The 12,799-nt window shown below is 66.7% G+C and carries 10 protein-coding genes; 4 read left to right on the top strand and 6 right to left on the bottom strand.

All coding sequences use genetic code 11. The annotated features are described in order from the left end of the window. Positions 1-6: 6 nt before the first annotated feature. The 3 genes from paaB to paaZ are packed head-to-tail and all read right to left on the bottom strand — an operon-like array spanning position 7 to position 3,280. Positions 7-294 (bottom strand): 1,2-phenylacetyl-CoA epoxidase subunit PaaB, encoded by a 288-nt coding sequence (paaB, locus tag E1181_RS03325; protein ID WP_132672379.1) that lies wholly within the window; start codon positions 292-294, stop codon positions 7-9. Then, positions 291-1,238 carry a 1,2-phenylacetyl-CoA epoxidase subunit PaaA gene (gene paaA, locus E1181_RS03330; protein WP_132672380.1) on the bottom strand — a complete coding sequence of 316 codons (948 nt, stop codon included), beginning with the start codon at positions 1,236-1,238 and terminating at the stop codon, positions 291-293. The genes paaB and paaA overlap by 4 nt, the downstream gene beginning before the upstream one ends. After that, positions 1,235-3,280 carry a phenylacetic acid degradation bifunctional protein PaaZ gene (gene paaZ / locus E1181_RS03335; protein ID WP_132672381.1) on the bottom strand — a complete coding sequence of 682 codons (2,046 nt, stop codon included), beginning with the start codon at positions 3,278-3,280 and terminating at the stop codon, positions 1,235-1,237. The genes paaA and paaZ overlap by 4 nt, the downstream gene beginning before the upstream one ends. Before the next feature lie 434 nt (positions 3,281-3,714). On the opposite strand from paaZ, the gene paaI reads away from it, so the two are divergent. From paaI to E1181_RS03350, 3 genes are read left to right on the top strand one after another with little or no spacing between them, the layout of a single operon-like run. After that, on the top strand, positions 3,715-4,104 hold the full coding sequence (gene paaI, locus E1181_RS03340; protein WP_132672382.1) for a hydroxyphenylacetyl-CoA thioesterase PaaI: 390 nt from the start codon (positions 3,715-3,717) through the stop codon (positions 4,102-4,104). A gap of 13 nt (positions 4,105-4,117) precedes the next feature. After that, the gene (gene paaK / locus E1181_RS03345; protein WP_132672383.1) at positions 4,118-5,464 is read left to right on the top strand and encodes a phenylacetate--CoA ligase PaaK; all 1,347 of its coding nucleotides are present in this window, start codon (positions 4,118-4,120) and stop codon (positions 5,462-5,464) included. A 22-nt stretch (positions 5,465-5,486) separates the two neighbouring features. Next, a complete protein-coding gene (locus E1181_RS03350) occupies positions 5,487-6,104 on the top strand; it encodes a TetR/AcrR family transcriptional regulator (RefSeq protein ID WP_132672384.1) in 618 nt (205 codons plus the stop codon). A 17-nt stretch (positions 6,105-6,121) separates the two neighbouring features. Here E1181_RS03350 and E1181_RS03355 read toward each other — a convergent pair whose 3' ends face one another. From E1181_RS03355 to E1181_RS32825, 3 genes are all read right to left on the bottom strand, one after another. Then, positions 6,122-6,856: a FadR/GntR family transcriptional regulator gene (locus E1181_RS03355; RefSeq protein ID WP_132672385.1), complete on the bottom strand. Its 735-nt coding sequence runs from the start codon at positions 6,854-6,856 to the stop codon at positions 6,122-6,124. A 178-nt stretch (positions 6,857-7,034) separates the two neighbouring features. Beyond that, entirely contained in the window at positions 7,035-8,597 is a 1,563-nt protein-coding gene (locus E1181_RS03360) for a solute symporter family protein (protein WP_165944510.1), read from the bottom strand. Further along, positions 8,597-8,830 carry a DUF485 domain-containing protein gene (locus E1181_RS32825; protein WP_235875919.1) on the bottom strand — a complete coding sequence of 78 codons (234 nt, stop codon included), beginning with the start codon at positions 8,828-8,830 and terminating at the stop codon, positions 8,597-8,599. Before E1181_RS32825 ends, E1181_RS03360 begins: the two co-directional genes overlap by 1 nt. Before the next feature lie 1,022 nt (positions 8,831-9,852). On the opposite strand from E1181_RS32825, the gene E1181_RS03370 reads away from it, so the two are divergent. Next, positions 9,853-12,795, top strand: a complete 2,943-nt coding sequence (locus E1181_RS03370; RefSeq protein WP_132672388.1) for a sensor histidine kinase — start codon at positions 9,853-9,855, stop codon at positions 12,793-12,795. Positions 12,796-12,799: the final 4 nt, after the last annotated feature.

The raw sequence follows: 12,799 nt of genomic DNA on the forward strand, positions 1-12,799 counted from the left end.
GTCGGCTCACATGTGGGGAACGTTGTCGGGAATGTCGTAGAAGGTGGGGTGCCGGTAGACCTTGTCCCCCGAGGGATCGAAGAAGGGATCCTTCTCGTCAGGGCTGGATGCCGTGATCGCGGACGACTTCACCACCCAGATGCTCACGCCCTCGTTGCGCCGCGTGTAGAGGTCGCGCGCGTGGTGCACGGCCATCTCGTCGTCGGCGGCGCGAAGCGACCCGACGTGCACGTGGTTCAAGCCCCGCTTGCCGCGCACGAAAACCTCGTAGAGGGGCAGTTCACTCCGGCTCATGCCTTCGCCTCCGTCATCTTGCGCGCGTGCGCGGCTGCCGCCTCGCGCACCCATTCGCCGTCCTCGTGGGCCTTGCGGCGCCGGGCGACCCGTTCGGTGTTGCACGGCCCGTTGCCCTTGATGACCTGCTTGAGCTCGTTCCAGTCGACCTCGCCGAAGTCGTAGTGCTCGCGTTCGGCGTTCCACTCCAGGTCGGGGTCCGGCAGGGTCACGCCGAGCACCTCTGCCTGCGGGACGGTCATGTCGACGAAGCGTTGCCGCAGCTCATCATTGGTGTGCCGCTTGATCTTCCAGAGCATCGACTGCTCGGTGTGCGACGATTCGGCGTCCGGCGGGCCGAACATCATCAGCGACGGCCACCAGAAGCGGTTCACCGCGTCCTGGACCATGTCCCGCTGCGCCTGGGTTCCCTTCATCATCGTCATCAGCAGTTCGTAGCCCTGCCTCTGGTGAAAGGACTCCTCCTTGCAGATCCGGATCATCGCCCTGGCGTAGGGGCCGTAGCTGGAGCGGCACAGCGGCACCTGGTTGCAGATCGCCGCGCCGTCGACGAGCCAGCCGATGACGCCGACGTCGGCGAACGACAACGTCGGGTAGTTGAAGATCGACGAGTACTTCTGCCGACCGGTGATGAGCTTCTCGGTCAGGTCCTGCCGGTCACCACCGAGCGTCTCCGCCGCGGAGTACAGGTACAGCCCGTGCCCCGCCTCGTCCTGGACCTTCGCCAGCAGGATCGCCTTGCGGCGCAGCGAAGGTGCCCGCGTGATCCAGTTGCCCTCGGGCTGCATGCCGATGATCTCGGAATGCGCGTGCTGGGCGATCTGGCGGACCATGGTCTTGCGGTAGCCGTCGGGCAGCCAGTCCCGCGGTTCGAGCCGCTGGTCCTTGTCGATGGTGCGCTCGAAGTGCTCCTCGAGTTCCTGGTCGGACAACGTTGCTGTCATCGCTTCTCCTTGGACACCAGGGTGAGCACGTCGTACTTGGCGACGGATTCCTGGTCGTCGTTGGTCACGTCGGCGTCCCAGCGGACTTCGCCGTAGTCGGCGTTCTCGCGGGGCGTGATCTGCTTGCAGGTCAAGGTCACGGTCAGCGCGTCACCGGGCTTGACGGGCGTGAGGAACCGCAGGTTCTCCAGTCCGTAGTTCGCCAGCACCGGTCCGGGCTCAGGCGACACGAACAGGCCCGCGGCGAAGGAGACGACCAGGTATCCGTGCGCGACGATGCCGCCGAACAGCGGGTTCTCCCGGGCTGCGTCTTCGTCGGTGTGCGCGTAGAAGGTGTCGCCGGTGAACTCCGCGAAGTGTGCGACGTCCGCATCGGTGACCTGGCGCGGACCGGCCACCACCGAGTCGCCGATCTTCAGCTCGGCCAGCGACTTCCGGAACGGGTGGACGCCGTCGGTGGCACGAGGGGCTCCTTCCACCCATCGTCCGGTGACCTGGGACAGCACCGCTGGGCTGCCCTGCACCGCCGTGCGCTGCATGTGGTGGAGGACGCCGCGAATGCCGCCCATCTCCTCTCCACCGCCGGCGCGGCCGGGACCGCCGTGCACGAGCGCCGGCATCGGCGAGCCGTGTCCGGTGGACTCCTTCGCGTCATCCGCGTCGAGCACCAGCAGTCGGCCGTGCCACGGCGCGACACCGAGCACGACGTCGCGGGCGAACTGCGCATCCCCGCTGACCACGGAGCCAGCCAGGCTCCCCTGCCCGCGCGCGGCGTAATCGACGACCTGCTCCACGGAGGTGTAGGGCATGAGCGTCGACACGGGCCCGAACGCCTCCACCTCGTGAGGTTCCGCTCGATCGGGGTCCGCCTTGAGCAGCACCGGTGAGATGAAGGCTCCCTTTTCGGCATCGGCGTCGATCACCTCGACCTGCTCCGGGTCGCCGAAGACGATGTTGCCCGCACCCTGCAACGCCTTCAGTGACCGGCGGACCTCCTCGCGCTGTTCGAGGCTCGCCAGGGCGCCCATGCGGACGTCAGCGTTGGCCGGATTTCCGATCTTGATCTTCGCCAGGCGCTCGCCGGCCGCCTCGGCAACGTCGTCGAGCAGCTCCGCCGGGACGAACGCCCTCCGGATCGCGGTGCACTTCTGGCCTGCCTTGACGGTCATCTCGGTGACCAGCTGCTTGACGAAGAGGTCGAATTCCGCGGTCCCCGGCTTGGCATCCGGGCCGAGGATCGAGCAGTTGAGCGAGTCGGCCTCGGCGTTGAAGCGCACCGAGTTGCGCACGATGACCGGGTGGGCGCGGAGCTTCTGCGCGGTGGAGGCCGAGCCGGTGAACGACACCAGGTCCTGCCCGGTCACGTGGTCGAGAAGGTCCCCTGCGCTTCCGCTGATCAGCTGCAGCGACCCTTCGGGAATGAGTCCGGACTCCACGATCAGCTCGACGAGCTTCTCGGTGAGGTAGGCGGTCTGGCTGGCCGGCTTGATCAGGCTGGGCACGCCTGCGAGGAAGGCCGGGGCGAACTTCTCCAGCGGCCCCCACGCGGGGAAGTTGAAGGCGTTGATCTGCACTGCGACGCCGCGCAGCGGGGTGGCGATGTGCTGGCCGAGGAAGGTGCCGCCCTTGCTGAGCGGTTCGACGTTCCCATCGACGTAGACGGTGTCGTTGGGCAGTTCCCGCCGCCCCTTGCTGGAGTAGGAGAAGAGGACCCCGATCCCGCCGTCGATGTCGAACTTGGAGTCTCCGAGGGTCGCGCCGGTCTTGGCCGACAGCTCGTAGAGCTCTTCGCGGTGCTCGCGGAGGTGCGAGGCCAACACTTTGAGCAGGGCTGCGCGTTGGTGGAAGGTCAGTTCCCTCAGCGCCGGCCCGCCGACCGTGCGTCCGTGTTCGAGCGCTGCGGCCATGTCGATGCCGGCGGAGCTGATCCGCGCGATCTCGGCGCCCGTGACGGCGTCGTGCAGTGGTGCGCCTTCGCCTTCGCCCACCCTCCAGCCGCCACTGGTGTAGCTGCGCAGAACCTTGCTCGCACCTTGAGCCATCGTGCCTCGCCCTCCAGAATTACTAACCGAACGGTCGGGAATTAATGCTAGCGCGCAACGCCGGGGAGCGAAAGTGGCAAGGGCCCGATCCACCCCACCCGGGCGGAGGATGCGAGCAAGGCCGCCTTCCGCTCAACGACCCCGAGAGGCGCGAAGAAGGTTCCCTTGTGCAGGTCTCGCCCAGCAGCCCTGCCGGACTCCTCGTGCAGCCCACGACCGAGCACACGCGCTTACGCTGAGCTCATGCCGCAGGTGGATGCGACGACCGGGGCCGGCGTTTCCGGATGGAGTTCGTCCGATAGCGCCGGCCTTGACATCCGTTTACGCACTGACTTTTACTTGAGCAGATTTATTTACCGTCCATTCGGTCAGTAAGAAGGCGGTGCAACTCGGTGTCACGCTCGGCGAACCGACTCAGCGACTCCACGAGGACCATGCTCGAATCCGACGTCGCCTCGACGTCGCTGGGCATCGTCGTGACCTCAGCGCACGACGGCAGCGCGGTCGCCCGTATGCGGGTGACCGAGCAGATGGTCAACGGGCACGACATCACGCACGGCGGTTACGTCTTCCTGCTCGCCGACACGACATTCGCAGCCGCGTGCAACAGCCACGGGCCCGTCACCGTCGCCGCCGGCGCGGAGATCTCGTTCGTCACGAGCGCGTTCCTCGGAGACGAGCTGGTGGCCACCGCGCAAGAACGAACTCGATACGGCCGAAACGGCATCTACGACGTCACGGTGCACCGGGACACCCCTGCCGGGCCAGAGGTCGTCGCGGAGTTCCGCGGCCGCAGCCGGACCGTCGGCCAGATCAAGCGTTGAGGAGTCCCTCCCCATGACGACCACGCACAACGAAGTGCCGAGCGCCCGCCGTCTTGGCGCCGCACCGCCGATCGACGACCTCTCGTCGGCCGAACGGCTGAGCACCGACGAACTTCGCGCCCTGCAGCTCGAGCGCCTGCAGTGGACGCTGCACCACGCCTACGCGAACGTTCCCTTCTACCGCAGGAAGTTCGACGACGCGGGCGTGCACCCGGACGACTGCCGAGAACTGGGCGACCTCGAGAAGTTCCCCTTCACCACCAAGCAGGACCTGCGCGACAACTACCCCTTCGGCATGTTCGCCGTTGCGCAGGAGCAGGTCCGCCGGGTGCACGCCTCCAGCGGAACGACCGGCAAACCGACGGTCGTGGGCTACACCGAATCCGACCTCGACGTGTGGGCCACCGTGGTCGCGAGGTCGATCTTCGCCGCCGGCGGACGCCCCGGGCACAAGGTGCACATCTCCTACGGGTACGGGCTGTTCACCGGAGGCCTCGGCGCCCACTACGGAGCCGAGAAGCTCGGGATGACGGTCGTTCCGGCTTCCGGCGGCATGACCGCACGGCAAGCGCAGATCATCAACGACTTCCGTCCCGAGATCATCATGGTGACGCCGTCGTACATGCTGACGCTCCTCGACGAGTTCGAGCGTCAGGGGATCGATCCGCGCAGCACTTCCCTCAAGGTCGGGATCTTCGGCGCCGAACCGTGGACCGAGCAGATGCGCCGCGAGATCGAGGAACGCGCCGACATCGACGCGGTCGACATCTACGGCCTCTCGGAGGTGATGGGACCCGGCGTCGCACAGGAAGCGGTCGAGACCAAGGACGGCCTGCACATTTGGGAGGACCACTTTTACCCCGAGGTCGTCGACCCGATCGACGACCTGCCGCTGCCCGACGGGACGACCGGGGAGCTCCTGTTCACCTCGCTGACCAAGGAAGCGCTGCCGATCATCCGGTACCGGACGCGCGACCTGACCGCGCTGCGACCGGGCACGGCACGACCGGCCTTCCGACGAATGGACAAGGTGACCGGGCGCAGCGACGACATGATCATCCTGCGCGGGGTCAACGTCTTCCCGACTCAGATCGAGGAGATCGTGCTCGGCACCGCCGACCTGTCGCCGCACTTCCAGCTCAAGCTCACCCGCCAGGACCGGATGGACCAGCTGACCGTGCTGGTCGAGGCCCTTCCCGAGACCACCTCGGCGCGGCGCGAGAAAGCACCGGTGGAGATCGCGGAGAAGGTCAAGGACGGTGTCGGCGTGAGCGTCGGAGTGGAGATCGTCGAGCCAGGCTCCCTCGAGCGCTCGGTGGGCAAGCTCCGCCGGGTCATCGACCAACGCCCTCGCGACTGAAACGACTTGCGATAATGCGCTCATGACCGAACCGCCCAGCACCCGTGCGACCAGACGCGGTCGCCCCGGCTACGACCTGGAGTCCTTGCTCACGGTTGCGGTCAAGCTGTTCAACGAACGCGGCTACGACGGCACCAGCATGGAGGATCTGTCGCGCAAGCTGCAGATCACCAAGTCCGCGATCTACCACCACGTGCGCAGCAAGGACGAACTGCTGCGGCTCGCGGTCAACCGAGGACTGGACGGGTTGTTCGCCGAGGCGGACAAGCTGGAGACCATCGACGGCCGCGCCATCGACAAGCTCGAATACCTGGTGCGGGCCAGCGTCGGCGTGCTCGTCGATCAACTGCCCTTCGTGACCCTGCTGCTGCGGATTCGCGGCAACACCAAGGTCGAGAAGGCTGCGCTGGCCCGCCGCCGGGAGTTCGACCAGATCGTCGCCGACCTGGTCAGCAAAGCCGCCGCCGACGGCGACCTCCGCCCGGACGTCGACCCGGCGACCGCGGCACGCCTGCTGTTCGGCATGGTCAACTCGCTCGTCGAGTGGTATCGGCCGCGTCAGGGCGCCGACGCGGAGACGCTGGCCGACACCGTCGCAGCGGTCGCATTCGACGGGCTCCGCGTCCGCCAGCAGGACTGATCAGCGCGACCGGGAGATCACCCGGTGCGCTCGTCGAGCTCGTAGAAGTCGTTGATGTGACCGCGCAGCAGCTCAACGGCGCGTGCGCCGTCGCGGGACTCGATCGCTTGAAGGATCGCGCGGTGTTCACGCCGCACGTGCCGCGAGGTGTCCCGCCAATCGTCCCTGCGGTCGTACACTTCGACCATCTGACGTTGGATCGCCGTGCGCAGCGACCCCATCATGTGCGCGGCCAGCGAATTGCCGGCGGACTCGGCGATCCGGACGTGGAACTCGGTGTCCAGGGCGTTGAAGTCGCGCGCGGTGAGGTGCGGGGAGTCCATCTCGTCGAGAATCGCGCGCAAAGCCCGGTGATCGGCGGGAGTGGCGTGGCGAGCCGCCTCCAGCAGCGCCCACTCCTCCAGTACCAGCCGGGTCCGCAGCACTTCGGCGTCGTTGAAGTGACCGAGCGTCAGCTGCATCTTCAGCAGCGTTGAGAAACCGGTGCCGGGGTGGCCGAGGAACACGCACCCGCCGTCAGGGCCGCGGCCAGGTCGCACGTCGACGATCCCGAGCGCTTCGAGCACGCGCAGCGCTTCCCGCAGCGACGGCCGGCTGACCCCGAGGAGCTGCGCGAACTCTCGCTCGCTGGGAAGGCGGTCGCCGGGGGCGAGACGCCCGTCGAGAATGCGCTGCTCGATCTGCGCCATGACCTGTTCGTAGGTCCGGACCTTGCGCACCGGCTCCCACGAGCTCTGGGTCGCGGAACTCATGCCACTCCTCCCTGTCCGACTCGGTCACCTGGCCGACCCACCATACGTCGCATACTGCTCAAAATGGGTGTCTTGCAGGACCGCGAGAGGGCTCGATCCGGGCCGGTTCGAAGCCCAGAGCACGGGAACCTTCCTGCCGGGGAAGTGACAGGAAGGTTCCCATGCGCGGTACGGCCGATCAAGAGGCTCCGATGCCGGTCAGCGACCGGACCTCCATCTCGTCAGTGCGGTCCTCTCCTTCGCGCTCACCGAGCAAGGTGCCGATGTAGCCGAACAGGAACGACGCCGGGATCGACACCAGGCCGGGGTTGTTCAGCGGGAACCAGGCGAAGTCGATTCCGGGCACGATCGAGGTCGGGGTTCCCGAAACCACCGGCGAGAAGATCACCAGGAGCAGGCAGATGCCCAGGCCGCCGTAGATCCCCCACAAGGTCCCCCGCGTGTTGAACCGCCGCCAGTACAGCGAGTAGAGCAAGGTCGACAGGTTCGCCGACGCGGCGAAGGCGAACGCCAGCGACACCAGGAACGCGAGGTTCTGCCCGTTGACCAGGATGCCGCCGATGATCGAGGTGGCACCGATGATCAGGGCCGTCAGCCGCGCCACCCTGATCTCGGCCTCCGGCTCGGCCTGCCCACGCTTGAAGACGTTGGCGTACACGTCGTGGGCGAAGGATGCCGATGCGGTCAGGGTCAGACCCGCGACCACGGCGAGGATCGTGGCGAAAGCGACCGCTGCGACCACTCCCAGCAGCACCGTTCCACCGATCTTGTAAGCCAGCAGCGGGGCCGCTGAGTTCTCGCCGCCAGGGGCGGCCAGGATCGAATCCGTGCCGCTGATCGCCCCCGCGCCGTAGCCGATCACCAACGTGCACAGGTAGAACACCGACATCGTGACGGTCGCCCACACCACGGAACGCCTGGCCTGCATGGCGTTGGGCACCGTGTAGAAGCGCATCAGCACGTGCGGCAGACCGGCGACACCGAAGATCAGCGCCAAGGACAGCGAGACGAAGTCGAGCTTGGTGGTCTCGCTCTTCCCGTACTGGGCTCCCGGGGAGAAGATCCGCTCACCGAGCGGGTTCTTCTCGGCGGCGTGCTGCAGCAACGAGGTGATGCTGAACCCGAACTTGCCCATCAGGAACAGCGTCATGAGCGCGACGCACAGCATCAGGGCGACCGCCTTGATGATCTGCACCCAGGTGGTTCCCTTCATCCCACCCACGAGCACGTAGACGATCATCAGCGCACCGACGGCGGCGATCACCAGAGCTTGGCCGACCGCGCTGTGCACGTCGAGCAGCAGCGCCACCAGGCTTCCTGCGCCTGCGATCTGCGCGATCATGTAGATGAAGGAGATCACGAGGGTCGACACGGCTGCGGCGGCGCGCACCGGGCGCTGCTTCATGCGGTAGCTGAGCACGTCGCCCATGGTGAATCGGCCTGTGTTGCGCAGGAGTTCTGCGACCAGGAGCAGGTTCACCAGCCACCCGACCAGGAACCCGATCGAGTAGAGGAAGCCGTCGTATCCGTGCACGGCGATGGCGCCCGCGATGCCGAGGAACGAAGCGGCTGACAGGAAGTCTCCCGACAGGGCGATGCCGTTCTGCGCACCGGTGAATTGCGAGCCCGCCGCGAAGTAGTCGGTGGTGGTCCCCGTGCTGCTCACCCGGTAGACGATGAACAGCGTGAGCAGCACGAACGCCGCGAAGATGCTGATGTTGAGCATCGGGTTGGTGTCCATCAGGGCCGCTCCTGTCCGGTGGCGTTGCGGTAGAGCTCAGCGGCGCGGGGGTCGATCTCCTTGGCGGCGTAGCGCAGGTAGAGGGCCGTGATGACGAGGGTGCTGACGAACTGGCCGATGCCGAGCACGAGTCCGATGTTGACGGCGCCGAACAGCCGGATCCCCATGAAATCGGGGAAGTACGCGGCGAGCACGACGTAGCCGACGTACCAGACCACGAACACGAGGGTCATCGGGAACGTGAACCTGCGTAGTTTGCCGCGCAATTCGCGGAAATCGGCACTGCGAGCGATGCCGGGAAAGTCGGGGCCCGCGTCGCCGGGAACCGGGAGATCGGTGCGCCTGGCGGATTTGTCGATTTGGCCGAAGGTCGCTTCGGTTTGTCGAGATGGCGACGGGGGTTGGGTGGCGTTGCGCATGCATCCTTCCAAGCAATCGGACATCACATCGACGTGTTCTGCGCCGATGCCGCAAAGTCCCCCAACTTCGTCCGAACTCCCGCAGCTGTTTGCGATCTTCCTTGATCTCGAATTCCCCAGGAGTCGGTGACCGCACGACTTGCGATGCCAACCAGGGCGGGAGTCTAACGATCATTCCGCTTCACCTGGACCACAGCAGCGACACACCACACCAACTGATGAATCCATCGATCACTAACCGTGATTGAACCTGGCGGGAAGCCATACCGCCCAGAGGGCGGAACGGAGCCGGGCCACCCCGCAAAAAGGAGCCGAGCGGGGCCATTTTCGCTGATCAACCGACTGGTTAGGCGAGGGTAACACGGGATGACCATGGGTACATTCCCACTGCATTCGACCCCTTTGTCACCCAGCCGGAGAGATTCTCTCCATCGGGTGACTAAAGCGCATCCCGCCTTCGCGGCAATGAACACGATCAGTGTCCAATGCGCCCAACGAGCCCCCGCGCACCCGTGAAGATGATCTCCATCGACCCGAATGCACTGGTCAGAGCGTTGAATTCAAAACAGATAGTAGATCATTCCGGTGAGGTAGTGTTCTGCACGCCGACGACCGGTAAGAACTCATTCGATGCCACCGCGATCACCCCCGACATCGCAGGTACTTCGAATACCGCCGTCGAGACCGCACGGCCACCCGCGAAAACCCCCGAAACGCAGGCAGCGCCGCCAACCACGAATGACCTGCCGCGCACACCCCGAGGCGGGCCGGCCTGCCCACCACACGAACGCGCAGTTGGCGATGAAAGCTTCGACCGCGCGGGAAAGGACTGCGTCGTGAGCAGCGGAGTAGAAGACCCGCCCGCGAACGCGACCCGGGCATCCATGTGGTCGCGCGCCACGTCCCGAATCATCACGTGGCACAACTGGAAGCTCCCGGTCAAGATCGCCGCCGTCGTGCTGGTCCCGGTCATCTTCGCGATCGTGCTGGGCGTCCTCCAGATTCGCGGTCAGATCACCGAAGCCAGCAACTACGAGCAGATGGACCGCGTCGTCTCCGCCGGCCGCGCTGTGCGCACCGCCGTCGACAGGTTGCAGGAAGAACGCAGCCAATCCGCCGAATTCCTCGTTCGCGGCCAGGTGACCGACGCCGACATCAGGAACCGGTTCGCCGCCTCCGACAAAGCACTGGCGGAAACCCAACGCCTGCTGGACGCCGCGCCGGACAGCGACGCCGTTCGGTACGCCAAGCAGGAGACCGAACGGCAGTCGACCGAGCTCGACCCGATCCGCAAGCTCGTGCTCGGCGGACGCGTCGACCCCGGCGTCACCGCCAACTCCTACACCGAGCTCATCGACGTGATGCTCGCGCTCGACCGGACGCTGATCAGCCAGATCTCGTCCTCGGAGCTGGTGGCCACCGCCACCACCGTGCACGAGCTCGCCAAGATCAGCGAAGAGGTGCAGCTGCAACAGGCCCTGGTGCTCACCGGCCTGGCCCGCGACGATTTCACCAGCGACAACCTCGCCCGCCTGGCCGCGAGCGAAGCCCGCCGCACCGCAGCGGTCAAGGAGTTCCGCGCCGCAGCCGACCCGCAGCAGCGCATCCGCTACGACCAGCTCTACTCCAACCCCCAGGTGCCGGCGCGGGAAACCTCGGTCCAGCTGGCGATGGCCGAGCAGAACAACACCCGATCCACCCTGTCCTCGCACCTGGTCTCGACCGCGACGTGGAAGGAGCAGTCGAACACCGCGGCGCAGGCGCTCAACACGCTGCAATCCCAGCTCGACCAGCAGCTGCACCGAACCGCGTTCAGCCTGCAGGACACCGCGGGCAACCTCGCCGGTCTCCAATCGGTTCTCCTGCTCACCGCGTTGCTGATCGCCGGCGCGATCGTGGTCATGGTGGTGAGGCATCTGCTCGGCTCGCTCAAGACGCTGCGGCACAGCGCGCTCGACACCGCCAATCACCAGCTCCCCAACGCCGTCGCCGACATCCGGGCCGGACACGCACCGCAGGCCGTCCAGCCAGTGCCCGTCAACACCACCGACGAGGTCGGCGAAGTTGCCCGTGCCTTCGACGACGTGCACACCCAGGCGGTCACCCTCGCCACCGAGCAGGCAGAACTCCGCCGCAGCTACAGCGACTCGTTCATCAACGTGTCGCGACGCAGCCAGAGCCTTCTCGAACGTCAGCTCCGGCTCTTCGAGCAGCTCGAACGCGACGAAGAGGACCCCGACCAGCTGGCAACGCTGTTCCAGCTGGACCACCTCGCGACTCGGATGCGCCGCAACAACGAAAACCTCATGGTGCTCTCCGGCGCGGATCTGGCACGTCGCTTCACCCGTCCCACAACGCCGGCCGACCTGCTGCGCGCCGCGGTCTCGGAGATCGAGCACTACCCGCGGGTCAACGTGCAGCAACTGCCGGACACCAAGATCGTCGGGTACGTGGCCAGCGACCTGGTTCGGCTGCTGGCCGAACTCCTCGACAACGCAGCGAACTTCTCCGCGCCGCAGACCCAGGTCGTGGTGTCGGGACAGCGAGAGCGCGACGGTTCGATGCGCATCGACATCGACGACGACGGCATCGGCATGAACCCGAACGAGCTCGCAGAAGCCAACCAGCGGCTGAGCTCCGACGAGGAGATCAAGCAGTCCACGTCGCGACGCATGGGCCTGTTCGTGGTGGGCCGCCTGGCGCGCAGGCACGGCATCCGGGTCGAGCTGATGCCCGGCCAGAAGGACACGGGCGTGCGGGTGTCCATGACCCTCCGGCCGGACCTGCTGATCGACGACGTCTCGCTCCCCGCCCCGCGCACCAACGGCGTCTACCGACCCGGGCACGACGACGACACGCTGATCAGGCAGTTCGACTGGGAAGCGGCAGAACAGGACGCGATCAGCAACCCGCCGACCCACAACGGCTTCCACCTGTTCCGCAGTGCCGACGACGAGGACTCGTCCAACGAGCTCTTCAGCACTCAGGAGCCCTCCGCTGAGCCTCCGCCTGAGATGGAGGTTCCCGAGACCCCGGAGTCGATCCTCGACGAGCTGTCCTCGGTGTGGTTCCTGGAGCGGGAGGAAGGTGACCCGGACGCGGAACCCCAGTTCCGCTGGCCCGACGAGACCGACGACGGTCCGGTCACCGAGATCCTGCCGGCCGTGAAGCTGGAAGAAAGGGCCCCTTCCTCCGATGAGGCCCGCAGCGCGGCGGACGAGGTGGACTCCCGCGACTGGACCTTCGCCAGCGATGAGGGTCAGCAGCGCGCTGAGGAGGTCGCGGCCTCCGAGCCGACCGACTTCACCTCGGCCGGGCTGCCCCAGCGGGTTCCGCTGGCGAACCTGGTCGCCGGCAGCGCTGACCGAGCCGACAGTGACGAGCCGCGTCCTGCACGTGACCCCAACCGGGCGCGGGGCAGGCTGGCGAGCTTCCAGGCAGGCGTCCAGCGCGGCCGCCACCGCCTGAACCACGCCTCGATCGCCGCAGCAACGAGTGCGGAGCAGTCCGCCACCACCCAGCAGGACCCAACCGGGGATGACAGAGCAGAAACGGCGGAACAGCAGGGCGGCACCGAGGCCCCGCAGTACACGGCGTCAGGTCTGCCACGCCGGACCCCCAGAGCCCAGCTGGTATCGGAATCGGTCACCGATTCGACCGCCACATCACCGCGCGACGCCGACGTGACGCGCGGGAGGTTGGCCAGCTTCCAACGCGGTGTCCGCGAGGGCAAGCACAGCCTTCGCGACCCACAGCCGTCAACGGATGAGACCCGGTGATCCC

It is taken from the genome of Saccharopolyspora terrae (assembly GCF_004348435.1).
GTDB lineage: Bacteria > Actinomycetota > Actinomycetes > Mycobacteriales > Pseudonocardiaceae > Saccharopolyspora > Saccharopolyspora endophytica.

Bases quoted from the DNA above. Each gene is read 5' to 3' on its own strand.
- paaB (WP_132672379.1), bottom strand. From the start codon at position 294: ATGAGCCGGAGTGAACTGCCCCTCTACGAGGTTTTCGTGCGCGGCAAG.
- paaA (WP_132672380.1), bottom strand. From the start codon at position 1,238: ATGACAGCAACGTTGTCCGACCAGGAACTCGAGGAGCACTTCGAGCGC.
- paaZ (WP_132672381.1), bottom strand. From the start codon at position 3,280: ATGGCTCAAGGTGCGAGCAAGGTTCTGCGCAGCTACACCAGTGGCGGC.
- paaI (WP_132672382.1), top strand. From the start codon at position 3,715: ATGCTCGAATCCGACGTCGCCTCGACGTCGCTGGGCATCGTCGTGACC.
- paaK (WP_132672383.1), top strand. From the start codon at position 4,118: ATGACGACCACGCACAACGAAGTGCCGAGCGCCCGCCGTCTTGGCGCC.
- E1181_RS03350 (WP_132672384.1), top strand. From the start codon at position 5,487: ATGACCGAACCGCCCAGCACCCGTGCGACCAGACGCGGTCGCCCCGGC.
- E1181_RS03355 (WP_132672385.1), bottom strand. From the start codon at position 6,856: ATGAGTTCCGCGACCCAGAGCTCGTGGGAGCCGGTGCGCAAGGTCCGG.
- E1181_RS03360 (WP_165944510.1), bottom strand. From the start codon at position 8,597: ATGGACACCAACCCGATGCTCAACATCAGCATCTTCGCGGCGTTCGTG.
- E1181_RS32825 (WP_235875919.1), bottom strand. From the start codon at position 8,830: ATGACCCTCGTGTTCGTGGTCTGGTACGTCGGCTACGTCGTGCTCGCC.